Source organism: Sphingobacterium sp. HSC-15S19 (assembly GCF_050433745.1).
Taxonomy (GTDB): Bacteria; Bacteroidota; Bacteroidia; order Sphingobacteriales; family Sphingobacteriaceae; genus Sphingobacterium; species Sphingobacterium siyangense.
The window spans coordinates 49,746-72,688 of sequence record NZ_JBNPWQ010000004.1 but is presented as its reverse complement, the minus strand read 5'-3'; the positions used below and the strand labels follow the sequence as shown (position 1 = coordinate 72,688).

The window sequence follows — 22,943 nt, the reverse complement described above, 5'->3', positions numbered from 1 at the left end:
TTTAACCTGTACTAATTTGTTAAGAAATCATTATCCAGATTTTCAAAAATAGAATTTTGAGATTTAAACTCCGGCACAATGGATTTAATCAAAGAAACCATCTGCATTTTATCATCCATCGGATTAACCCGCTTAACTAAATCACAGAGATTATCAATTATAACCTTTTTTTCCGCCAAATTTAGGGTATTTACTTTTGCAATCATGATTTTTTCATGATAAGTTTTTTCGGTATTTTCTCCGTTAGCCAACAATTCCTCGTAGATCTTTTCTCCCGGTCGCAATCCAACGACTTTGATATCGATATCTTCAGGATAAGATAACCCTTTTAAGCGGATCATCTGTTTTGCTAGGTCCATTATCTTAACCGATTCACCCATATCAAATACGAATATCTCGCCCCCATTTCCCATTACGCCCGCTTCCTGCACAAGCTGACAGGCTTCTGGAATAGTCATAAAATATCGTGTAATGTCCGGATGAGTTATCGTAATTGGCCCGCCTTTCTCGATCTGCTTTTCGAACAATGGAATAACTGATCCATTTGAACCGAGCACATTCCCAAACCGCGTTACAATGAAGTTAGTTTTTGAATGCTCATTAACGACACTAACAGCGATTTCTGCAACACGCTTTGTCGCCCCCATAACATTGGTCGGATTTACAGCTTTATCCGTCGAAACCATTACAAATTTTTCGACTTCATATTTATCTGCTAATAAAGCAAGATTATAGGATCCAAAAATATTAGTCCATATAGCTTCATAAGGATTAGCCTCCATCAACGGCACATGTTTATATGCCGCAGCATGGAAAATCAATTCAGGTCGATAGTGCTGAAATACACTTTCCATGAAATCCTTATCGCGAACATCCCCAACTATAAAATTGAAATGTTCAAAAAAAGGATTAGAACGCAGTTCTTGTTGTATATCGTACAATGCCGATTCAGCCTGATCCAGGACAATTAAATGTCTCGTAACTAATGCAATTTGACGCACTAATTCTGAACCGATAGATCCTGCACCTCCTGTAACAAGAACTACTTTATCAGCCAACGCCTCCTTAATAACAGGATTGTCAAGCTGTATCGCTTTGCGGCCGAGAAGATCTGAAACTTTTAAAGCCCTGATTTGCTGGGCAGCAACATTTCCTTCCAATAAAGCCGCAGAATTAGGAATGATCTTTATTTTAATTGGGAGCAACTCAGCTTTCGATGAAATATTCTTTAGTCTTTCTGGCGATGAATTATCAATTGCAATAACCAATTCCTGCGCCCCTCCGATGCGCTCCAGCAATTTCTCATTCAGTTCTTCAAGCGGTCTGACGCGAATGCCTTGAATATAACGGCCTATTCTATTGGGATTATCGTCAATGATAGCGACTACTTTATAGCGATTTCGAGAACCTAATTGCAATAAATTATACGTATTGTGACCCATATTCCCTGCACCGAATAAAATAACCGGGATCGCATTCTGTCTGCTGTTCCAAAAAAAGCTATGATATGCTGTTTTATAGAGCAAACGAACGGATGCCATAGAAATCCCAGTTAAAAGGGCATGAAACAGCAGCTGGGTTTGGGAAACATAGTAACGGCTCTCAATTGGGTTCGAAACAATAGCTTCCCATAGGTAAGACAAAGAAACTCCAATAATAAACGCAACGGCGATACAATTTCCAATTAATTTGAGATCGCGCAAGCCCGTACGTCTTACAATACTTTGATAAGGCTTAAACCAAATGAAGACAAGAACATAAATTGAAGACATGATCGCCGACTCCAATAACATAATAGGCCACGAAATTTCACCGCGATGCTTCATAACCAGAATATAGCTCAAAACAAAATTGAACCAAACAATAAAAAGGTCGATTAAAAACACCAACCAGCGCGGTCCATCTTTCCGGAGAAATCCCTTAAGACGATCTCCACTATCATTTTGCTTATCCCTAATTTCCATCTTAATGTTGTGTTATATTGCTATACTCCATTTTGCTTCCCATGACTTCGTTCCTTCAAGCTTTACAATTCCCTCTTTCTCGGCAAACAGCAAATTGTGATTAATATGGTCTGGTAACCCCTGCCATGGCTCCAAACAAATAAAAGAACTACCTGGCACAGACCATAATCCAAAATATGGGAACCCTTCAAAGGAAAATATCAGCTGTTTATTGTCGGATTTTAAGCGGACCGAAGTGGAATTTAGATTTTTAAGTATCCATGCATCCTCTTTAAAAGTGTCCTTATTGAAAAATAGACAGTGACTTTCTAATTTGATCTTATTATAAGTTTTAGACAGTAAATTATCATGAAGAAAATACCGTTCCACCCTATCATCTGCGGGGAACTCTATATAACATCTCGTATCAACCTGATCGTATGAACAATTAAATGCAGGGTGGGCGCCTAGCGAAAAATAGATTTCCTCTGTCCCTTGGTTGAAAACAGCATAACTGACTTCCAGCCTGTTTCCCTCCAATTCATACTTTATTCGCAAAGAAAATTCAAAAGGAAAACAATATCGTGTAGTTTCATTGGCTTGAAAAGAAAAAACAATGCTTGTTTCTGTCTTTTCCACAAGCTCGAAACTGTTATCGCGAGCAAAGCCGTGCCTAGGTAGACTGTAGGATTGTCCGTCGTATATAAACCGACCTTCCTTCAATGCGCCTACTATAGGAAAAAGGATTGGACTAGATTTTGCCCAGTATCGCTCATCGGCCTGCCATATCCATTCATAATTATCACCTTTGTCCACGGCAGACCGTAATTCTGCACCTTTCTGTGTTATACCAACCCTAAGAAATTCATTCTCAATCGTATGCATCAATCAAATTATTAACCTATGATATCTTTCATCATTCTGTCCACTTTTTCCTGAAGAACAAGTTGTAAGCCAGGATAATCAGCTGAATCCTTTAAGTTTTCTTTCACTGAACAGTAAAACTTGATTTTAGGCTCTGTCCCAGATGGTCGTGCAGAAATTACGTCACCATCTACTGTTATGAATTGTAACACATCCGACTTGGGCAAAAAGATCGCTGTTTTTTCGCCAGTAAACATATTTGTAGTTTGGGAAAGTTGATAATCACGAATTTCCTTGACTTGAACACCTCCAAGACTCTTCGGTAAATTATCGCGTAGTCCCGACATTATAGCCTGAATTTCCTCGGCACCAGCTTTCCCTTTTTTTGTCAAAGAGATCAGTTTTTCCTGATAGCAACCAAACTCTTTGTAGATCTCCATGAGAACTTCATAAACTGTTTTGCCTTCTGCTTTGAAATAAGCAGTCATTTCGGCAAGAAAAGCACAAGCATTTAATGCATCTTTATCTCTAACAAGATCGCCAACAAGATAGCCATAACTTTCTTCTCCGCCCACAAGATATTGTGCTGAATCACCTAGATTGGTAATCAATTCACCGATATATTTGAAGCCTGTAAGTGTTTCATAATGCGTTACACCATAGTGATCTGCGATATCGGCTTGTAAGTTGCTGGTGACGATGGTTTTTACAATATATGGATTCGATCCGAGTTGTTTTAGTTCACTTTTTGCACTGAGGACGTAATATACCAATAAACTACCGATCTGATTGCCATTAAGCAGTTGAAACTGTCCTTGGTTATCTTTTACGACAATACCTACGCGATCGGCATCAGGGTCTGTCGCCAATACAAGATCGGCATCAATTTCCTCCCCTTTTTTCTTTGCTAAAGCCATTGCATCTTCCTCTTCGGGGTTTGGATAGACTACCGTTGGAAAGTTGCCATCGGGAGTAGCTTGTTCGGCAACAATGGACACATTTTCAAATCCCCAGGCAGCCAGCATTTTAGGGACGATTGTAATTCCTGTACCATGTATCGGAGAAAAAACGATCTTTAAATCTTTTTGTGCCAATACAGCTTCTGGGTGAATACTCAAGGTTTTATTGGCATCAATGTAAATCTGATCGATTTCATTCCCCACAGGAAGGATATTGTGTGTATTTCCCTCAAATTTAATGTCACTAACCGATGTGATTGCGTTCACTTCATCAATGACATTTCTATCATGTGGAGCAGTTAGCTGGCAACCATCGTTCCAATAAGCTTTATATCCATTGTATTCCTTTGGGTTATGGGAAGCCGTTAGCATGACACCACTTTGACAGCCGAAATGACGGATGGCAAACGATAACATTGGGGTCGGGCGTAATGCTGTGAAGAGGTATACCTTGATGCTGTTGGCAGCAAACACGTTGGCAACTAGCTGACCAAAATCCTGCGAATTGTTGCGGCTGTCATAGGATACAGCCACTTTAATCTCTCGATCAGGGAACTGTTTTTTAAGGTAGTTAGAAAAACCTTGGGTTGCCTTACCGATTGTGTACTTATTCATCCGATTGGAGCCCACCCCCATAATGCCCCTTAAGCCTCCGGTTCCAAACTCAAGATCTCTGTAAAAAGAGTCTGTAAGCTCCGTGTTCTCATTATTATCGATTAAATGCTGAACCGCATTACGGGTTTCTTCATCATAACTTGGTGTTAACCAACCTTCGATTTTTTTTTGTAAGTTTTTATCTAAATCTAAAAGTTCCATCATTACTAAGGTTAATTGAGTAGTGTAAAACACTATTTTATGAATGATTGTATTGTATGTTTTAAACCTTCTTTCGCACTTATTGGCAGTTGCCTTAAATACAGCGCTTGCTTTATTTTTTCATTGGATACGACATATGATTCTGTTAGCTTTTTCAAACGCTCCGAATTCAGCGGAAGAGGCAAAAAATCGCCAGCTTTTACGAGCGCTTTAATAAAAGCAGAAGGAATTGCAGATAATCTTGGTTTTTTTCCGAGGGTCTCAGAAATCAATGTAACCAGGTCATTCGTAGATAGAGATTCGTCATCAGCGAAATTATAGATACCAGAATCAAGATCTTTTGTCTCGAGCATCGCCTTAATCAAAAACGACAAGTTATCTACACTTAAAAAAGAGCGTTCATTATGAAAAGAAGCTAACGGCCAAGGGATACCTTTTTTTACCACATTGAATAATAGATTTAGATTACCTTTATTACCGGGCCCATGAATCATGCAAGGCCTAATAATAAACAAACGTTTACCTTCGGCTAATTTATTCCCCAAAAGATATTGCTCGGCTTGGTATTTGGATCTACCATAAGCCGTTAGAGGGTTGCCGGTTATATCTTCTCGGACGATAGTATCAACAGAATCTGCTACAGCCTTCACCGAAGAAAAATAGAAGAAATCTTTAATATCAGATTTTATAAACTCTTCAAATAGATGTACAGTCAAATAATAATTAACATCGAAGTATTCCTGATCATGTGATGTATTCGCTGTATCGTGTGCTTTACCTGCTAGATGTATGATTGCATCCGCCTTATTATCAAACTGGTTGATCCAATTATCATTCCTTAAAGAAAGGCTCTGAACTATGTGCTCATTTTCGATAAGATACTTTGTGAGATTTTGACCAACAAACCCCGAAGCTCCAGTAATAATAACATTCATAGGTAGAAAAAAGAATTATTTACGTTTTAAAAAGCCGAATATCTTCCATACGGCACGAGATTTAATTTTGAAAGTACTATATGAAATTTGATTCATTTTAAGGGCTTTCATAATTTCCTCGGAAACTTTTTTATAACTTTCCCAGCCAGAAGAACTCACCCCGCCGACAAGCATACGATGAGTCACAATATTAGAGTAAGCCCAAGAAATCTTATTTTTAAGGAAGAATCTTGTAATCAGCTCATAATCTGCAGCTATTTTGAAGTCAAGTGCATAGTAACCAAGCTTATCAAATAATTCTCGCTTAAAAAATATACCTGGATGCGCAGGCATAAAACCAATTTTAAGTTTTTCAGGTGACCATTTTGCTGCAGAGTAATGCCGTAAAATTTTCCCATCATTATTATGTTGGACAATATCGCCTAAACTCGCACCGACATCATGGTTCTTTAGGAAGTTAACAGTCTCACTAATCACATTTGGGTTAGCAAGCGTATCATCTGCATTGACTATACCCACATAATCCCCCGTAGCCATTGTGATCCCTTTATTCATTGCATCATATAAGCCCTTATCCGGTTCCGAAATCCATTTTGAAACGACTTGTGGATATTTTTTTATGATATTGAGCGTCTCATCTTTAGAATTTCCATCCACAATGATATATTCAATATCATTATAGTTCTGCTCTTGCAGCGATCTGATGGTCTTTTCTATTGTTGCTGCTGAATTCCAGCAAACGGTAATAATTGAGATTTTCATACTAATCAAATTTTGGAATAAAGCCCTTGCAAAAAGCTACGAGCAAATCTTTCGGTTCTTTCGGGTAATTCCCCCCAGTTGACAAACCTTTCCGGTCCATTTATCAATATGTCCATAGAACTTGCGAGTTCGACAGCATTTTCTGGATCGAAAAAATAACCTTGATCTCCCAATTGCTCTATATGAACATCAAGGTTAGACGCAATAACCCTTCTCTTCAATGTCTTTGCATCTTCAATAACCGTACTCCAGCCTTCAAATTTACTTGGTTGAATAACACAAATAGCATATTTCATCAAAGCTAGTTGATCTTCTCTTGGTAATAACCCAACTAATTGGACTTGGTCGGAAAGATCGTTCGCCTTAATATAATCTTCAATTTCATTTATTAGGCTTACATCATCGCTTTTATTCGGGCGGCCTGTCATTAATATATTTGCAAAAATCCCGCGATTTTTTAATTCTTTTAAAGCCTTTAGTACAATTAAATGGTTCTTATGAACATAAAATTGATTGCTAACAATAAAGTATTCTCTCGTAGTGTTGTATTTTTGAGTGACGTATTCTTTGCTAGGTAAAGCTTCAACATCGAAAATAGAAGTAAATCTCACTATTTTAGGAGCAAAAGCTGCTTTCATCGGATAAAATTGCTTAAAATGATCTACTGCAGATTGACTAGACAGAATTAGCCCATTACTATTTTTAACAATACTTTTGAACTTTAATTCTCTTAAAAATAGGTTCAATTTGTTAAAATATTGTGGGTAAAATTTGTGTTGAAAATCTGGAATCCAAGAGACCAAATCAATATTCTCAGAACAAGTTTTACCAATAAAGTCATTGAAAGGAAATAACACATCCAAATTGTGGTGGGTAAAATCATTTGTAAAATAAAAATTCCTTCTCAGAAAAAAAGACTTAAAATATCGCTTATAATCGAAGTCGAGATCCACTTCAACAAATTTCACTTTAGAATAGTCTATTTCCTTTAGATATTTTTGCGTTCTCTGATTATAAAACACTACTATTTCAGGTTGTTCATCCGAAGGAAGATAATTGCAGGCTTTTATTACATTAATGAGATAATAAAGCCCTCCTAACCACCTACTTTTAAAAATAAATAAAATACCTATTCTTTTACTTTTCATTTGTTTCATTTATAAGCCAATTATGGTAATTTTTCAATCCTTCCTGAATGGTTATTTTAGCCTTAAACCCGTATTTCTCCAGTTCACTCATATCCGAACACCAAAACAGTGGATCTCCAGGTTTTTGAATTCCGTTAAAATTAAGTTGCAATGAAGGATTAATGATATTTAAAAATGTTGAAGCAATATCTTCAATAGAAATTTCTTCGCCCGAACCCAAATTATAAGTTTTACCCTTGAAAAGATTGTTTTGAATAGCAATGTTCAATGCCTCCATAAGATCTTCTACATAAATAAAATCTCTTGTCTCATTACCTTTACCGAATAAAGCCACCTCACCTTTGTTGTTGGCAGAAATAGATTTTTGATAAATATCCCATAACAATTGCTTTTTTATACCGGGGCCGTATGCAGAAAAAATTCTAAACGATACGGTTGATATTCCAAATACCTGAAAAAACTCAGAAATCAATTGCTCGGTAATCATTTTATGGAAACCATATGGAGAAAGCGGATTTAACTTGGAGTCTTCTTTGATGGGAAGCTCTTTGGGGTTACCATACACTGCGGCACTTGAAAGATTAATAAATTTACAATCCTTATTGTATACCCTTATTGCATTGAGTAAAGAATAAACGTTACTTACATTCATCCTAAAATCTTCTTGAGGATATTCTAGTGAGAAACCCACTCCAGGGGATCCCGAAGCATTTATACAAACATCAAATTTTTCTAACTTGAAAATATTGTTATAATCTGGAGCAAATCTATCAACCTGAAAGTATTTCTCATCCAATGGATACTCCGAAACCCCGCATCCATAAACATCATGTCCCAAATTTTCAAAATAGCTTAATGCATTCGAACCGATAAATCCTTTCGATCCTATTATAACAATCTTCAATTTTTCTGTATTCATAATATATTTTTATCAAAATCTCTTGAGATTTATTGTTGAATATCTAGAACTTTTACGACTTTTGCCGGGTTCCCGGCAACCACGGTAAAGGGAGGAACATCTTTTGTAACCACGCTTCTAGCTCCTACGATCGCTCCTTTTCCAATCGTAACCCCTTTCAATATCATAGATTCGGCGCCTATCCAAGCATGGTCTTCAATAACTATAGGCAACGAATTAACAACATTCCAATTTTTATTTTTCAGATAGTTGCCTTTTTCATTCACATAATCGACATATGTCTGCTTAACATCTTGATCTCTAAATCTATAATCCAAAGAATGAGAATCATGATCATAAAACACAACACCCCAAGCTACTAGAATGTCATTTCCAAATGAAACTGATGATTTGCAAATAATGCTACTATTTCCCATATATACTCTATCACCTATTTTGACCTTTGAAGTATCTCCCTCGAGAATTATCGTTGTGCCTAATAGACATTGATTGCCTATCTGAACTCGCTCCTTCTGCATTCCATTAACTCGGTTTTTGATTATACTAAAATTTGGTAAAAATTTACTTTCTCCAGCATCCAGAACACTCTTATACCTTCTCTTAACTCCTATCAGCTTACTTAATATGTAGTTTATAATTTTATTCATTGCTTCTAATTCAATTGTTTGATAAATTTAGCTGGGTTTCCAGCAACTAAGGTAAACGGTTCTACATCTTTAGTCTCTACGCTTCCTGCGGCTATTATTGCACCTTTTCCAATCTTAACACCTTTTAAAAATATAGCCATTAATGACCCAATAACAAATTCAATACTTAAAAATTGAACAATGATCACAAATTCTTTATCTTAATAAACTTGCGAATGATTGTTATTATTTTTGTAAAATGACTAGTTCTCTTCCTTATATATTTTTGAGTTTTTTTTACTATAGTGTCCTCCATATCAATTAATACCGGAAAATTTTTTATATTATAATTAGGATCCCAAGAATCGAGAGGAAAAACGTTATAATTATCTTGGTGCCTTCCCGAACCATCCCAACCAATATTTCTTACCAAAGTTACGTCCGGATAAAGTACTACGCCGTCATTCTTAAAAATATTCCAATAAAATCGAATTCCCCAAGAACTAACTTTTCTTTGTTCCATTTGCTGAATAAACATCTTCTTATAGTTATAACTTCCTTCAAAATTAAATCTGTACGCTAGTTTATTATCAGTTTTGATCCTATTATAATCCCTACATTCGAAATCCAAGTTTTTCCATACTCTGTACCAAGTGCCCCAGCCCCATGTAGAAATAATAGGCAGGAAGAAGCTTCTACTTTGCTTTTCAATTTCAGGCACATTATAACTAAAACCAGCAATTTGAAAAACTTTGTTTTCATTTTCATAAAGAGTAAGCGAAGTATTCATATATTCAAGAAATGTTGTACTAGTAATCAAATCATCTTCAAGTACAATCACTTTTCCGAATTTTTTAATGATTTGGCTTACACCAGAAATAACAGAATTTGCTAAACCTTTATTTACAGGTGAAGTGATAATTTCAACCCTACCACACCAAGCTTTTGAAGCAATCACTTCCTTTACTAGCTCGTTATTCTTTCTATTCTCATCGGAAGCAGCTTCAGGCAGTCCATCACAAAATATAAAAAGAGAAGACTCGGCAGCCAAAATATTATTGGAAAGAGCTTCCAAGGTCTTTTTAGTGTGTTCAGGACGGTTATAAACAAATAAAACGATTGGTGCCAATGCTGTATTTAAATCCATGTGTATATTTTGCTTATTTTTTTAAATTAATAATTAGTCACTAAATTCCTTTTACCAAATAAAACACCCATACTTAGCCATAATGTCCGATTCATTTCAAGCGACATTGAACTAAGCGATTGAAAAAAAGAAAATAAAAAAACCATAGAAAATAATAAAAGCACCATATCTGGCTCTTTATTATAAATATATTTTGTTGCTCGAATTACACAGGTTAGAATTACCAAAATAAGAGGTACCCCCAAAATTAGCCCAAACCTTTGTATTATTTCAATAAATATATTATGTGGATAAGGGGTGTAATGTCTCTGACCAACAAAAAGATATTGATCATAGTTATTGAGAAAATCGTTATACTTGTCTTCCCTCTCCTCACTTGATCGGTCAACAGAAGTACCCTGAACCGATCCAACCAAGTCGTCCATTCTATTCATAAACCCGTCAAATGACCGTTGCGCTCCGGGATTGATTTTTATAAAGGCAAAAACTAATAGTGCTCCTAAAAAAAGATAAAGAAGTGTACGCATTAACATTGGAATAGCCTTCTGCAATTTCAGTCCAGAAAAGGAAAAAAGAATGATAATAATGGCTAGATATATAATAGCACCACGTGACTGTGTTTGAATTATCACCAGCACTGACAATAACATTAATGCCAATGCTGTATAAGACATTAACTTGCTTCTTTTACCCAAAAATCTATGAATTATAAAAAGGATAATAAATATTAACGCATTCGTGTAAGCAATCCCGATAACATTGACACCATCATCTTCACCGCCTACGGCACGACCCGACGTACCAACAGTTACGACTAAACTATTTTGAAAAATAAAAAAGAATATCGCACCAACAAATGTTAATATGAAGATTATAATTATAGTCTTTTTATTTGGAAACTTTATCAGAGATTCATTTTTCGCAATAAGCGCACCCGTTATTATTAGCAATACGTTTATAGCACCAAAAATGATAATTGTCGGAGATGTGGTATACTGCTCCTGTAAAAATGCTTTAACAATAACCAGAAGGAAATATAAAGATGCAAAAATCGATATTTCTACCCACCCCTTATGCTTTTTTAAGTAGCTATTGATATTGTATGAGAAAATCATCAACAAACCAACTGCAAGAATAAGATATTTCAGGGCATTTCCTCCTACAAAATAACCATTTACAGACCATAATACCAGGAAAAAACCTAAATATAAAGTATTTGATATATTTATCTTTTTCTTCACTTTTTTAAATCAAAATAGTCCAAAATAATATTATCCTGCATTCCTTTGCCAGGTTGTGATTTATAGCCCCCTTTATACCAATTAGCAAATATAGAATCTTCAGCTTCCCACCATACAATACCACTTACCGACGAGTTTTTATAAGTAAAATTTCGTATTGTTTGAATATAATTCTTCATCTCGCCCTTGGAAACCAATTGATATGCATATCTTTTATTCGATGGATGGATCATACTCCAAACGAATGGAACTACAGGTTTATTCAATCTACTTCCATAAGATAATGCCTGACGGAGGTTCTTCTCTAAATAGGATATATTCGCATTTTTTCCGACCTGCTTATCTGGATAGAATAAATAGAGACTCGGCATAATAACATCACAGTTTTGCAAAATGCTATCGTATTTAGTTAAATCTGTCTCCTTTGATTGATCGTAATAATAGCGCTGTGGAAGAGCATAAATTCCAATTTTAAGATTCGGCCGCAATTTTCTAACTAACCGAATCATTGAGATAAACTTCTGCTCAGCATTTTTATACCTAGAATCAGTTTTTTTATATTTTGAAAGATCATAAAAAAGGCTGTTCTCCAAATCTAAACAAATAAGCTCGTTAGCGCTCTTATTTGGGAAAATACGTATAATGTTTTTCTCTAGCAAATCGAGATCAACAATCCCGACATTTTTCGGGTCAATAAAATGTTGTGTTATTAAACGATAATTCTGAAAATCCCCGCCTACTGCTATTAGATCATTTGATCCTTTGTTGTGAAGTGCTTTTGCATAATATACAGTAAACCCCTTTTGCCCATAAACGATAGAGCTTATAAATAAGATCCATAGCAATAAAAACCATTTGCTTCTCATATCGGTATGTATTAATTTTTAAATAAGTCTATAAACAAATTTTGCCACCTTTGGCCAATTTCATCTATTGTAAAATCTATAGCTTTTAATAAGCATTTCTGACCAATTTCTATCCGTTTATTCTCTTCCTGAATAAGTTCTATAACCTTTGTAGCATAAGCGTCGACATCGAAAGGCTTTATTAAAAAACCATTCTTTCCAGAATCAATTATATCCGATGCAGAAGCGTAACTATCAAATGCCAGAGGAATCGATCCAAAGGTCATAGCCTCAACCAAAACAATGCCAAACCCCTCATATGCAGATGTCATACAAAATATTGGTGAATCTTTATAAAATTCCACAGGGTTTTTAAAACCCTCAAATTCAACATTATTTAACCCTTTTTGTTGTACTATATTTTTTATAAAGACTAAATCTGGTCCATCACCAACAATTTTTAAAATCCAATCTGGAAAATGAGGTAAAATTTTGCTCCAAATCTCTATTAAAAGATCCACTCTCTTTTGTCTTATATCGATCCTGCCTACATGTAAAATTTGTTTCTTTTTATTGCCTAAATATTTTTTATTCTCATCACTTACAGCGAAAGAAGTAGGGTTACTAATTGCGACTACTTTATTTTCATTTACTTTTTTACCCAAGAAAAATTCCAGCTCTCCTTTAAAGCTATTTGATAAAAGCACTACTCTGTCAGAATTCTTATATAATGATTTATAATGGTCTTGATATTTTCTCTTGTAAAACCATAGAAGCGTATCCTTAACTATTTTAATTTTAGTCAACGGCAACAAAAAATGTAAACCTTTTTTCCTTGCGTCATTATAATATGTTATATCAAAATGTTTAATTGGCGATAAAAATGAATTATGTATACAGGATATCAACTTAACACCTGCCTCCTTTGCATAATAAGCTAATTGAGATAGCTGACTATGCATACCTGCCTGATTAATAACAACATCAATTTTATAGTTATCAATTATTCTCAGCAGAAAATCGATATTATCAATGTTAAGGCATTCATCCTGATTGGGTAAAAAAAATTGTCTTTCCTTATTAAAATTATTGGAATTTCTAATGAGAGATAGGTAGAAAACAGAAATTCCTCTATCAATAAAACAATTCGTCAGGACATCTGTAACACGCTGAATTCCCCCCTTTTCAGGATCGATAGCTGAACCATATAGAAACAATATATTCATATCAAATTATTAAAAAGGTAATAGCTTAATCTTTCTTAAAATATTGTATCCCCAATATCTAAACTTAAAGAAACCAACAGGGGAAAATTTAAGAAATGCAGCTTGTATTTTTTTTGCCGATTTATCAGTATGATTAAAACAATATAGTAACGCCTCCCTATTTACTCTGAGAAGCCTGTAATACGCTCTACGATCATCTTTTGAAAGAGTTTGTGCTTTAACAAAAAATGGTAAAAATGTCTCCCATCTTTTTTTCATAATAATCTTAACCTGATCATCAGAATAGTGGTTTGCTTTTACAAATTTGATATGACTATTTAAAATTTCTATAGCAGCCGAAAGTCTTTTCAGACTAATTGACTGCATGATAGATCCAGGGCGTTCTGCTATATAATTTAAGCCAATTACAGGTTTATATGTTACCTTTTCAGCATATGCAAAAACTCTAGGTAAAAATTCCATATCCTCATGAAGAAGCCCCTTATAAAATCTAAAATTATACTTATTCAGAAAGCTCCTTTTGTACAATATATTCCAAGCACCGTAAAATGTAACTTTTGACATAAAATCAAAACCACTATAAATCTTTCCTTCTTCTATTCCTTTATATACGGTCCTTCTATTGTGGGTATTATAAATAAAATCTGCATCAAATACGACAAGGTCTTGTTCAGATACTGTACTAACAATATCTTTTAAAGCAGTTGTTGAGACTGAATCGTCGCTATCTACAAACCAAACATACTCTCCATTAGCAATTTCAAGCCCAGCATTACGCGCATCAGATAGGCCCCCATTTTCTTTGTGTAATACTTTGATACGCGTGTCTTTCACAGCGTACTCTTCACATATTTTACCACAACTATCTGGAGATCCGTCGTCGACTAATATAACTTCTAAAGAACTATATGTTTGTGACAGTATAGAGTCAATGCAGCCAGGTAAATACTCCTCTACATTATAAATCGGAACTACAACTGAAACTAGAACATGACTATTCATGTAACGATTCAATTAAAGGGTTATACATACTTTCAAGCACTTTACTATCATATGGACTGTAACTTTCCAAACTATTTAATTCTCCGAAGGCCTTTTGTGCTTCCTCTATATCTCTTACGAATCGAATATAATTTAGATCTTTAATCCAATCATATGTTCCCAAAACTTTTTGATTATAATTACTAAATACAATGCATGGTGTTCCAGTTATAGCTGCCAAAACCATTCCATGAAGTCTGTCTGTTATAACAATTTTTGCAGATCGAAATTGCGATAACTTAAATTCTAGCACAGCCTTTCGCTTTTCTAATGTCTTTACAGTACGTGAATCCTCGACATGCATATCAGAATTAATTACTTGGTCAAAGTTTGAAACAAGAAGCTGATGTACTTGCTCTTTATCGGAATTCGACAAAATAGATTCTTGATCAGCTCTGATGACTTCAAGACCGTAGCTTCGCGGTTGATTCTTAAGTTGAGATTGTGATAAAACTATATCGGGTGTGAGGATGACCTTATTGGAAGGAAAATATTCTTTCATTAAATCAAATGAAACATTTTCCCTTGCTGTTAAAGTCAAATTAGGATGGCCTGCAAAAAGCCTCTGAATAGCTTGTAATTGTTCTTTTCCTGAAATATCATTGGAGTAATGAATTGTTTGTGGAAATACGACAATCTTATTATTTGGGAAATTCTGGATAACAAAAGTTCTCAATTTTTCCTCTCTCATATATTCATTACCAAAATTCCCACCTCCATGTAAAAGTATAATATCGTTTTTATTGATCAAAGAACTATATTTTTCGATAAAATAAACCATCAAATCTTGATTCAGCTCATATACTGTATGGCCTGGAAAATTCGCATTTAAAAAATCTAATTGTGCTTCTGCAATTGCATGATCACCTATATTTGAATGCGTAGGTGTTTGAAATAAGAAGAAACGTTTATGCTTATTTTCAGACTTTATTAGACGAGCTATTTTGTCTGCTTTTCTCTTATCTAACATTTTAATGTAAGCAGACATGATTTTAATTAAACTTCTTTTAAGCATTTTTGCCAAATTTTGATTTGATAAATGAATAAATAAGATTTCTTTCAGATCTACCTATTCCCAGGATAAAAATTGAAAAAAATATAATAGTTTCGAAAATCAAGGTATATAGAAAGAAAGATGCCCATGTAGTTTCACGCATAACCCCTTCTTTAATAAGATAAAATACCCCTCCAAATAAGATAAATATTGGAATTATATTAGAGGCATAAACCAATATGTTTTTAAGACTTAGGTGGATGATTTTTTTGATAAAGTAAAACCGATAGATGAATGCGATGAAACTCAGACCGAGTTTACCGATTAACACATAAACTGGACTATATCCCAATTTTAATAAGAGATATGACAGCGGTAAATTCAACAATAGAATAAACGATATGCTTAGTTGATAATTACGAATTTTCCCAGTAGCATGAGCTGACATCCACAACGGACCACATAATGCATCAAACAGAGATGACAATATTATAACTCTTGCAAATGGAATAACAAACTGAGGAATAACATCACCCAGCCATAAATGTAGTATAAATTCTGTATGAAGCAAAAATGGCGCTGCTAGTATGCTCATCAAATAAAATGAATATTTTGAAGTATTAATAACTAACGCTCTATGCTTCTCATAATCATTAAGTGCATACGTCTGGATAATTTGTGGATTGAAAGCGATTTGAAAATTAGATATAAAGTTATAGATAGCAGCATTTACCTGGTTTGCTATTCCCATCGCCGCGTTTACAGTCACACCTATAAAAATATTTAACACCATACTAAGGCCTTGGTTTGCGCCAACTGTTGCAACTTGTCCAAACAAGTTCCACCCCGAAAATGATGTCATTTCCCGGGCGAGAACTTTATCATAATACTTTCTAAAGTGAGTTTCTGTCTTAAAATTTTTGACACAAAACACACGATAAATAACGTTTCCCAACAGATTTACAAACATTAAAAGAACTCCATACACAACCAGATAGTCGTAATTAGTAAAAAGAGAGAGCATGTAGACTATCAATAATTTCATGATGGTCTCAAAAATCCCGAAATATGCGTAAAAAGACATCCTCTCATACGCTAGTATAATCGCGCTATAAGGTATTCTCGTAATGTCTATAATAGTAGTCAAAATTGACATTTGAAAAACCAGATTAGCGGCAAACATGCGGTCAGCGGGAATATTGAGCTTATAATTTAAAAACCATAAACCAAGAGTTTCTGCTAATATAAGAACCACTAGACTAATGCCTATGTGTATATTCATACTCGTGCAAAAAACATGATTAATACGCTCTTTTATTCCTTTTGCAATCTCTATATTTAAGAACCGCTGAGTAGCTGAAGACATAGCACCATTCAAAAATGAAAACAATACAACTACCCCGCCTACCAAGTTATAAATACCGAAATCTTGCACACCCAGTGTTTTCAATATAATACGGGAGGTAAAAAGTGTTACCCCCATATTGAAAAACATTCGGAAATACAAAAAAAGTGTATTTTTAGCTATTGTTCTATTTGATGACACAGTAAAATATTGCTATTAACCTACAAGGTGCTCCCACTGAGCATTAAATGATTCCTTTTTAACGACGTTAAGATCCGAATTTACCATATCTTTTACCAGTCCAGCTAAATCATACTCCGGTACCCAACCAAGCTTTGTTTTAGATTTTGTGGGATCACCGATAAGAAGGTCAACCTCTGTCGGACGATAGTATTTAGGATCTATGCATACAACCGTTTTACCTATCAATTCATTAATACGTTGTTCAGAATTGTCTCCCACTTTCTGAACAAAAATCTCTTTGTCCACATTCTCAACTATCGCCTGTTCATTCTCAGCTTCTCCCTCAAAACGAAGAGTAATACCAACTTCTGCGAAAGCAAGACGTACAAAGTCACGGACTGAAGTCGTTACTCCCGTAGCAATCACGTAATCTTCAGCAACTTCTTGTTGCAAAATGCGCCACATTGCCTCAACGTAATCTTTCGCATGCCCCCAGTCGCGTAAAGCATTAAGATTACCCAAAAATAATCGATCTTGTTTACCTAAAGCAATAGCGGCAGTAGCCATCGTAATCTTACGTGTTACAAAGGTTTCACCACGACGAGGTGATTCATGATTAAACAATACACCGTTACATGCATACATATTATACGCTTCCCTGTAATTTTTGGTGATCCAAAAACCATAGATTTTGGCAACCCCGTAAGGTGAGCGTGGATAGAAAGGAGAGTTTTCATCATAAAAACCTTTTTCATTTTTGTTTTCTTCCAAACCACCATAAAGCTCAGAAGTCGATGCCTGATAGATTCTTGTTTTCTTTTCCAATCCTAAAATCCTTACAGCTTCTAAGATGCGTAATGTACCAATTCCATCAACGTTAGCAACATACTCAGGCGAATCAAACGATACCTTCACATGAGACATGGCACCTAAATTATAGATTTCATCAGGTTGGACCTCTTGGATAATACGAATAATATTGGTCGAATCTGTTAAATCTCCGTAATGCAACTTGAAATTAACATGTGCCTCATGCTGATCAATGTATAAGTGATCGATCCGCTGCGTATTAAAAGAAGACGATCTTCTCTTGATACCATGAACCATATAACCTTTTTCCAATAGTAATTCGGCCAAATAAGAACCATCTTGACCAGTGATACCAGTAATTAATGCTGTTTTCATATTATTAATAGTGAGTTTTGATTTATATATGTTAAATCAATAATGTTATAATTTTACTTCTTTATACTGTCCTTCGTTTGCTAAAAACCAAGCGTATGTACGCTCAATTCCTTCCTTAAGCTCCACCTGATGTTTCCACCCTAGCTCATGCATTTTGGAAATATCCATTAGTTTACGTGGAGTACCATCTGGCTTAGAACTGTCCCATACAATCTCTCCTTCATGTCCTACCACTTGTTGAATCAACTCCGCAAGCTCCTTGATAGTCAAGTCTTCTCCAGTACCTACATTATACAAATGCTCTGGTAATTTATTTTCTAATGCAAAAATTACAGAAGCCGCCATATCATCTACAAACAGGAATTCACGCATTGGCGTACCTGATCCCCATAAAGTGACCGGCTGATTTCCGTTTAATTTTGCCTCATGAAACTTCCGAATCATTGCCGGTAAGACATGCGATGATTTTAAATCAAAATTATCATGTGTACCATAGAGATTGGTCGGCATTAAACTCACATAGTCTTTTCCAAATTGCTTACGAATGGCCTGGCAAGTTTTTACACCCGTTATTTTTGCGATCGCATACCACTCATTGGTAGGTTCAAGGCTATCGGTTAAAAGATAATCTTCTTTTAGAGGCTGAGGTGCAAATTTTGGATAGATACAGGAAGAACCCAAGAAAATAAATTTATCTACATCGCCCTTAAGAGACGTATCAATCAGATTATTTTGGATCTGCATATTTTCCATCAAAAACTGATACGGGAAATCATTATTAGCCAAAATACCCCCCACACGAGCAGCGGCATCAATAACGACCTCAGGCGACTCTTCTTTAAAAAATGCTTGAACAGCAACTTGGTCGCGTAAATCAAGTTCTGCACTGGTTTTCCCGACAAGGTTATTATATCCCTTTGACTGCAGTATTCTCCATATTGCGGCCCCTACCATTCCACGGTGACCAGCAATGTAAATCTTTGTATTTTTTTCCATCAAAAATGTTTTTTCGGCTAATCCAATAATTTTGACTGATGCTTTTCAAGCATATTATAAATTTTCTTGACGTCTTGAGATTTTTCCTTCTGTATAATCAAAAATGCATCTTTTGTATGTACAAAAATAGCTCGTTTTAAACCTACAAATCCAGTAAAAATATCTGTCCCTATTACAATGTTCCCCTGATCATCTTTTGGATAACCGCTATCGATAAAATAATCGTACAACGATTCAAAAGAACCTAAATCGGACCAGTCAAAACTTGTCGGCACAACCCGAATTTTTTTAGAACGTTCCATTACAGCATAATCAACGGATATAGAAGGAATAGCAAGCGAAAGCTCTTCATCCAAAAAGCCTTCTTTGGAAGATTCCCATACGGCAAGTGCTTTTTCATAGACTACCGGCTCATATTTCTTTAGCTCCTCTAAAAAGACAGATGCCTGAAAACAGAACATGCCGGAATTCCACAGGAAGTTACCTTTTTCAATAAAATCTTCGGCTGTGTCCTGATTGGGTTTCTCGCGGAAAGACTTTACCTCGTCACCATCAAATTCAATATATCCATACCCTGTTTCCGGACGAGTAGGGCGAATACCAAAGGTTACAATAAACCCTTCCTTGGCCTTCTCCACTCCCTCTTCCATCGCATTTCGATAAGCCTCGTCTCCAGCAATCATGTGATCGGAAGGGGTCACAATAAGAATGTCATCTGGGTCTACACTAAACGCCGCAAAAGCTATTGCCGCTGCTGTATTACGTGGAGTTGCTTCTACAATATTTTTATAAGGTAATCCACAGGATACCATCGCCTTATGACTCAAATGCGTATTATCTTTATTTCCTACGACGATAACCCGCTCCGCCACCTGTTGGTTGCGTTGCACGGTCATTTCAAATAGCGATTTGCCATCAAATAAGCCTAAGTATTGCTTTGGGCTATGCTTGCGGGAGAGTGGCCACAAACGGCTACCGATCCCCCCTGACAAAAGAACGTGTACAATGTTCATTAGGATAATCTTCTTTAATAGTTATTCAATAAATTATTCACCGATTGCATAATAATCAAAACCCAAAGCGTCTAATTGTTTGCGATCCAACAATTTTCTACCGTCAAACACAAAAGCCGGCTTCTTCATCTGTTGCTTTATTTTGGCCCAATCATACGATTTGAACTCATCCCATTCAGTTAAAATAGCTGTGGCATGCGCGTCCAAAGTGGCTTCATAAGGATCGTTAACAACAGTCACCAAACGACGGTTATCTTCGGCAGAACGTGTGCCCAAATAATCAAGATCTTTATAAATCTGCTCAGCGGAAACCTTAGGATCATAAACCACCACATGGGCCTCCTCTTCCAGCAGATGATCTGCGACATAGATAGCAGCAGACTCCCGGGTGTCATTGGTATTTTTCTTAAATGCCCAGCCCAAAAACGCGATCTTTTTCCCATTTACGGTATTGTACATGGTCTGAATGATATTTTGCGCGAAACGTGCTTTTTGATGATCATTTAGTGTAATAACTTGCTCCCAATAATCAGCCACTGCTGTCAAATTATACGTACGTGCGATGTACACCAAGTTCAAAATATCTTTCTGAAAACAAGACCCTCCGAAACCTACTGATGCCTTTAAGAACTTAGCCCCAATTCGGCTATCATGACCGATGGCCCTGGATACTTCATCCACGTTGGCTCCAGTAACCTCGCACAACTCTGAAATAGCATTAATCGATGATACACGTTGCGCCAAAAATGCATTGGCAACGAGTTTTGAAAGTTCGGAAGACCATAGGTTGGTTGTTAAGATGCGTTCGCGTGGAACCCAAGTGGCATATACCTCCACCAAAGCTTGTATAGCTTCTGCGTCTTCTCCACCGATAAGAACACGATCCGGATTGTGCAGATCAGTAACTGCTGTGCCTTCGGCTAAAAATTCCGGATTGGAAAGAATCTGAAAATTGACACCATTACCGGTATTGTCTAAAATGCTTTTCAATGCAGCAGCGGTACGTACAGGCAGTGTCGATTTTTCAACAACAATTTTATCATTTTTAGCGACCGAAGCAATCTGACGCGCACATAATTCAATATACTTTAAATCGGCTGCCTGCCCTTTGCCCTTACCGTAAGTTTTGGTCGGTGTATTGACAGAAATAAAAATCATATCAGCCTCATCGATGGCTTTGTCAACATCGGTAGAAAAGAAAAGGTTACGTCCTCGTGCTTCTGCTACCACAGAATCAAGACCAGGCTCATAAACGGGAAGATTATCCAGATCGGCATCATTCCAGGCATCAATACGTGCCTGATTGAGATCAACTACTGTTACCTGCACATTTGGATTTTTCTGTGCAATGACCGACATGGTAGGCCCCCCTACATAACCTGCACCAATACAGGCTATTTTTTTAATTTCTTTCATTTTATTGCAGTTAATTCTTATTTTTTGAAGTTAATGTCTTTCGGTAGCTTAACCGGACTGTCCACTTTTTGATAGAGAACAATAATCCCCTGCACATTTTTAGGTACCTCTGTATACACGGTCACCTTCTTACCAAGTATTGTGCCAGCTTTGACAGCAGCTTGCATTAAATAGGTTAAATTGAGTTGTTCACCAACAACAAGTACTTCAATATGCCCAGAATCAATTCCTTTAGCATATTCTCCTAACAAAGCAACTTCGTGTACATCTCCAGCCCTTTCCAATATCTGATCAACGAAGGTTTCAATGCCCAGAAAACTATGGATCAGACCTTGAAGTGATGAAAACAAAGAATGCTGAATGTTGGCCTTGTAAAAAACTTTATGCTCACTTTCCTCGCGCAGTAAATAACCGGCTTCGGTCAGTTGATTCAACTCCTTGCGAATTGAATTGGTTGATTCTTTAAACTCATCCGCCAAGCCCCGTAGGTAACCTCGGTTGCCTGCCGAAACAAAAAATTTGATTAATAACTTTAAACGTGTCTTGGATGTAATTAAGGTATCCAACATTGGAATAGCATTTAAGTTGAGTAACAAAAGTACTCATTTCAAGTTGTAGCTCCAAATTAAATTAGTATTAACTACCTGAGAATTTAACAATAAGCACATAAACTCCACGTGGAACATAACAAGAAAATAAAGAAACCCCGGCAAGCAGGGTTCCTTTGAGTTAAATAGGTATGTAATATGGAATAAAAAACACGTAAATTACTTATTTATTAAATCTCCCGGCTTTTCGGGATGATTATGATATACCCCCATCATGGGAAGAACAGTACTAAATGCTTTCTTTTCCCCATTCTGATAGCTTACCACCGCATTCACACGAACCTTATACTTGGTCAAATCAACGCGCTCGGCTTTATCAGAAGCAATACGAAAACGGACAGATACTTCGGACGAGGTTTGCTGGTGTGCTTTAAAAGGTAATACGAGCATCTGCTGCAGCCTCACTTCAACCTTTTGATCGGTAGAACGGACATCTTTTACCACAATATGAAGCACGCCATCGTGAAACCGCTCGGCTCGAAACACCAACGCGCCATGGGTCGAACTGAACCGCCCGCTATACTGTCCCGGATGTTCCTGAAAACGGTAGTAAACACTTAACGAGACATCATTTGACTTCTTTCCTGAAGCAAAAAACTTAAATAGGGCAAACATAATCGCAGCTAACAGAGCTATATATAAGTAAATCATAATCGAATAAATACTGTATCGGAATCAACATATGGTCTGCATTCTTTCTAAATATTAAATGCGGAAAGCAAAAATAAACA

At 36.1% G+C, this 22,943-nt stretch carries 21 protein-coding genes and 1 pseudogene; all 22 read right to left on the bottom strand.

The genetic code is table 11. The features are described 5' to 3' along the window. Positions 1-11 precede the first annotated feature (11 nt). The 22 genes and pseudogenes from L1283_RS04550 to L1283_RS04445 all read right to left on the bottom strand — a co-directional run bounded on the left by L1283_RS04550 (position 12) and on the right by L1283_RS04445 (position 22,863). Complete coding sequence (locus tag L1283_RS04550; protein ID WP_429625851.1) at positions 12-1,964, bottom strand: polysaccharide biosynthesis protein; 1,953 nt, start codon at positions 1,962-1,964, stop codon at positions 12-14. A 12-nt stretch (positions 1,965-1,976) separates the two neighbouring features. Further along, a complete protein-coding gene (locus tag L1283_RS04545) occupies positions 1,977-2,828 on the bottom strand; it encodes an aldose 1-epimerase family protein (protein WP_429625849.1) in 852 nt (283 codons plus the stop codon). 11 nt (positions 2,829-2,839) lie between these two features. Then, positions 2,840-4,582 carry a phospho-sugar mutase gene (locus tag L1283_RS04540; RefSeq protein ID WP_429625941.1) on the bottom strand — a complete coding sequence of 581 codons (1,743 nt, stop codon included), beginning with the start codon at positions 4,580-4,582 and terminating at the stop codon, positions 2,840-2,842. Between the two features lie 32 nt (positions 4,583-4,614). After that, positions 4,615-5,517, bottom strand: coding sequence for an NAD-dependent epimerase/dehydratase family protein (locus L1283_RS04535; RefSeq protein WP_429625846.1), 903 nt, complete (start codon positions 5,515-5,517; stop codon positions 4,615-4,617). 15 nt (positions 5,518-5,532) lie between these two features. Then, a complete protein-coding gene (locus tag L1283_RS04530) occupies positions 5,533-6,279 on the bottom strand; it encodes a glycosyltransferase family 2 protein (protein ID WP_182983070.1) in 747 nt (248 codons plus the stop codon). Positions 6,280-6,284: 5 nt separating this feature from the next. Continuing rightward, complete coding sequence (locus tag L1283_RS04525; protein ID WP_429625844.1) at positions 6,285-7,427, bottom strand: glycosyltransferase family 4 protein; 1,143 nt, start codon at positions 7,425-7,427, stop codon at positions 6,285-6,287. Next, entirely contained in the window at positions 7,417-8,346 is a 930-nt protein-coding gene (locus L1283_RS04520; RefSeq protein WP_182983068.1) for an NAD-dependent epimerase/dehydratase family protein, read from the bottom strand. Before L1283_RS04520 ends, L1283_RS04525 begins: the two co-directional genes overlap by 11 nt. Before the next feature lie 29 nt (positions 8,347-8,375). After that, positions 8,376-8,993, bottom strand: coding sequence for an acyltransferase (locus tag L1283_RS04515; RefSeq protein ID WP_429625843.1), 618 nt, complete (start codon positions 8,991-8,993; stop codon positions 8,376-8,378). Positions 8,994-9,010: 17 nt separating this feature from the next. Continuing rightward, positions 9,011-9,121, bottom strand: a pseudogene (locus tag L1283_RS04510) (acyltransferase); the annotation flags it as partial. A gap of 56 nt (positions 9,122-9,177) precedes the next feature. Further along, entirely contained in the window at positions 9,178-10,119 is a 942-nt protein-coding gene (locus L1283_RS04505; RefSeq protein ID WP_429625842.1) for a sugar transferase, read from the bottom strand. Positions 10,120-10,145: 26 nt separating this feature from the next. Then, entirely contained in the window at positions 10,146-11,360 is a 1,215-nt protein-coding gene (locus L1283_RS04500) for a hypothetical protein (protein WP_429625840.1), read from the bottom strand. After that, positions 11,357-12,226, bottom strand: coding sequence for a hypothetical protein (locus L1283_RS04495; RefSeq protein ID WP_429625839.1), 870 nt, complete (start codon positions 12,224-12,226; stop codon positions 11,357-11,359). The genes L1283_RS04500 and L1283_RS04495 overlap by 4 nt, the downstream gene beginning before the upstream one ends. Before the next feature lie 11 nt (positions 12,227-12,237). Next, complete coding sequence (locus L1283_RS04490) at positions 12,238-13,431, bottom strand: glycosyltransferase (protein ID WP_429625838.1); 1,194 nt, start codon at positions 13,429-13,431, stop codon at positions 12,238-12,240. A gap of 9 nt (positions 13,432-13,440) precedes the next feature. After that, positions 13,441-14,433 carry a glycosyltransferase family 2 protein gene (locus L1283_RS04485; protein ID WP_429625837.1) on the bottom strand — a complete coding sequence of 331 codons (993 nt, stop codon included), beginning with the start codon at positions 14,431-14,433 and terminating at the stop codon, positions 13,441-13,443. Next, positions 14,426-15,487 (bottom strand): polysaccharide pyruvyl transferase family protein, encoded by a 1,062-nt coding sequence (locus L1283_RS04480; protein ID WP_429625836.1) that lies wholly within the window; start codon positions 15,485-15,487, stop codon positions 14,426-14,428. The genes L1283_RS04485 and L1283_RS04480 overlap by 8 nt, the downstream gene beginning before the upstream one ends. After that, a complete protein-coding gene (locus tag L1283_RS04475) occupies positions 15,480-16,949 on the bottom strand; it encodes a hypothetical protein (protein ID WP_429625835.1) in 1,470 nt (489 codons plus the stop codon). Before L1283_RS04475 ends, L1283_RS04480 begins: the two co-directional genes overlap by 8 nt. Positions 16,950-17,027: 78 nt before the next feature. Further along, a complete protein-coding gene (gene gmd, locus L1283_RS04470) occupies positions 17,028-18,179 on the bottom strand; it encodes a GDP-mannose 4,6-dehydratase (RefSeq protein ID WP_182983058.1) in 1,152 nt (383 codons plus the stop codon). Positions 18,180-18,224: 45 nt separating this feature from the next. After that, positions 18,225-19,175: a GDP-L-fucose synthase family protein gene (locus tag L1283_RS04465; protein WP_429625834.1), complete on the bottom strand. Its 951-nt coding sequence runs from the start codon at positions 19,173-19,175 to the stop codon at positions 18,225-18,227. A gap of 17 nt (positions 19,176-19,192) precedes the next feature. After that, entirely contained in the window at positions 19,193-20,188 is a 996-nt protein-coding gene (locus L1283_RS04460) for a mannose-1-phosphate guanylyltransferase (protein WP_429625833.1), read from the bottom strand. A gap of 33 nt (positions 20,189-20,221) precedes the next feature. Further along, a complete protein-coding gene (locus L1283_RS04455; protein ID WP_429625832.1) occupies positions 20,222-21,604 on the bottom strand; it encodes a nucleotide sugar dehydrogenase in 1,383 nt (460 codons plus the stop codon). Between the two features lie 17 nt (positions 21,605-21,621). Beyond that, on the bottom strand, positions 21,622-22,173 hold the full coding sequence (locus L1283_RS04450) for an ArsR family transcriptional regulator (protein WP_429625831.1): 552 nt from the start codon (positions 22,171-22,173) through the stop codon (positions 21,622-21,624). Positions 22,174-22,371: 198 nt separating this feature from the next. After that, positions 22,372-22,863, bottom strand: coding sequence for a hypothetical protein (locus tag L1283_RS04445; protein ID WP_286727571.1), 492 nt, complete (start codon positions 22,861-22,863; stop codon positions 22,372-22,374). Positions 22,864-22,943: the final 80 nt, after the last annotated feature.

Bases quoted from the DNA above. Each gene is read 5' to 3' on its own strand.
- L1283_RS04550 (WP_429625851.1), bottom strand. From the start codon at position 1,964: ATGGAAATTAGGGATAAGCAAAATGATAGTGGAGATCGTCTTAAGGGA.
- L1283_RS04545 (WP_429625849.1), bottom strand. From the start codon at position 2,828: ATGCATACGATTGAGAATGAATTTCTTAGGGTTGGTATAACACAGAAA.
- L1283_RS04540 (WP_429625941.1), bottom strand. From the start codon at position 4,582: ATGGAACTTTTAGATTTAGATAAAAACTTACAAAAAAAAATCGAAGGT.
- L1283_RS04535 (WP_429625846.1), bottom strand. From the start codon at position 5,517: ATGAATGTTATTATTACTGGAGCTTCGGGGTTTGTTGGTCAAAATCTC.
- L1283_RS04530 (WP_182983070.1), bottom strand. From the start codon at position 6,279: ATGAAAATCTCAATTATTACCGTTTGCTGGAATTCAGCAGCAACAATA.
- L1283_RS04525 (WP_429625844.1), bottom strand. From the start codon at position 7,427: ATGAAAAGTAAAAGAATAGGTATTTTATTTATTTTTAAAAGTAGGTGG.
- L1283_RS04520 (WP_182983068.1), bottom strand. From the start codon at position 8,346: ATGAATACAGAAAAATTGAAGATTGTTATAATAGGATCGAAAGGATTT.
- L1283_RS04515 (WP_429625843.1), bottom strand. From the start codon at position 8,993: ATGAATAAAATTATAAACTACATATTAAGTAAGCTGATAGGAGTTAAG.
- L1283_RS04505 (WP_429625842.1), bottom strand. From the start codon at position 10,119: ATGGATTTAAATACAGCATTGGCACCAATCGTTTTATTTGTTTATAAC.
- L1283_RS04495 (WP_429625839.1), bottom strand. From the start codon at position 12,226: ATGAGAAGCAAATGGTTTTTATTGCTATGGATCTTATTTATAAGCTCT.
- L1283_RS04490 (WP_429625838.1), bottom strand. From the start codon at position 13,431: ATGAATATATTGTTTCTATATGGTTCAGCTATCGATCCTGAAAAGGGG.
- L1283_RS04485 (WP_429625837.1), bottom strand. From the start codon at position 14,433: ATGAATAGTCATGTTCTAGTTTCAGTTGTAGTTCCGATTTATAATGTA.
- L1283_RS04480 (WP_429625836.1), bottom strand. From the start codon at position 15,487: ATGCTTAAAAGAAGTTTAATTAAAATCATGTCTGCTTACATTAAAATG.
- L1283_RS04475 (WP_429625835.1), bottom strand. From the start codon at position 16,949: ATGGGGGTAACACTTTTTACCTCCCGTATTATATTGAAAACACTGGGT.
- gmd (WP_182983058.1), bottom strand. From the start codon at position 18,179: ATGAAAACAGCATTAATTACTGGTATCACTGGTCAAGATGGTTCTTAT.
- L1283_RS04465 (WP_429625834.1), bottom strand. From the start codon at position 19,175: ATGGAAAAAAATACAAAGATTTACATTGCTGGTCACCGTGGAATGGTA.
- L1283_RS04460 (WP_429625833.1), bottom strand. From the start codon at position 20,188: ATGAACATTGTACACGTTCTTTTGTCAGGGGGGATCGGTAGCCGTTTG.
- L1283_RS04455 (WP_429625832.1), bottom strand. From the start codon at position 21,604: ATGAAAGAAATTAAAAAAATAGCCTGTATTGGTGCAGGTTATGTAGGG.
- L1283_RS04450 (WP_429625831.1), bottom strand. From the start codon at position 22,173: ATGTTGGATACCTTAATTACATCCAAGACACGTTTAAAGTTATTAATC.
- L1283_RS04445 (WP_286727571.1), bottom strand. From the start codon at position 22,863: ATGATTTACTTATATATAGCTCTGTTAGCTGCGATTATGTTTGCCCTA.